Genomic DNA, 1,008 nt, shown 5'->3' on the forward strand with positions numbered 1-1,008 from the left:
CTGTTAGAATTGAAACGCACGCGCTTTCTCTGTCATGATTGCGGACAAACATTTTCTTCGAAAACGGACTTAGTGGATGAGCATCATCAATTAACAAAGGAATTGAAACAGGCAATCCTCATGGAACTGTATGAAAATCAATCACGCAAATTGATTGCCAAGAAGTACTTCGTCTCTGACGGAACGGTTACACGTATTTTGCGGGAAGCGACTAAGAATGTTCAGCCAAGCATGAACTTTCTTCCTACTGTACTGTGTATGGATGAATTTAAGTCCATGAAATCTGTGTCTGGATCCATGAGTTTTATTTGCGTTGATGGCACAACGAATCAATTATTCACGATTCTTGAAGATCGTAGGCTCTATAAATTGACCCAATACTTCTTGCGTTTTCCTAGAAAGGCCCGTTTAAAGGTCAAATATCTAGTCATGGATATGAATGCCAGTTATTGTCAGCTACTTAAAACGGTCTTTCCGAATGCCCAACTCGTGACTGACCGCTTCCATATTGTTCAACACATCAATCGCAGCTTTAATCAATTCCGTGTACAGATTATGAATCGCTTTCGCGATTCTCGTTCTGAGAATCAAAAGAAATACCGCCGTCTTAAACGCTATTGGAAATTATTACTAAAAGATTCTGATCATCTCGAACCACTCAAACGAACCTATCATCGATTGTTCCATCGGCTAATTAGTCAAACGGAAATTGTCGACGAACTCTTAACTTACAACGAAGAGTTGAAAGAGGCCTATCAGTTTATGCAATTATTACGTTATCACTTCACGAAGCGAGATTATGAAGGGTTTCAAGAAACGCTTCAAACGATGGCATCTACTTTGTCAGAATCGTTCAAAAAGAAATTTCAAATCTTCCAGCGTTATCGTGTAGGAATTGAGAATGCGTTTAAAGTGAAACTATCGAATGGGACAACTGAGGGATTAAACAACAAGATTAAGTTAATAAAAAGGACAGCTTTTGGTTATCGGAATTTCTATAATTTTCGC

The 1,008-nt window shown here is 38.6% G+C and carries 1 protein-coding gene; it reads left to right on the forward strand.

Annotated features, from left to right (window positions below):
- The coding region (locus RU96_RS12570; RefSeq protein WP_071865809.1) for an ISL3 family transposase at positions 1-1,008 on the forward strand (1,008 nt) is incomplete at both ends.

It is taken from the genome of Enterococcus canintestini (genome assembly GCF_001885735.1).
Lineage (GTDB): Bacteria > Bacillota > Bacilli > Lactobacillales > Enterococcaceae > Enterococcus_C > Enterococcus_C canintestini.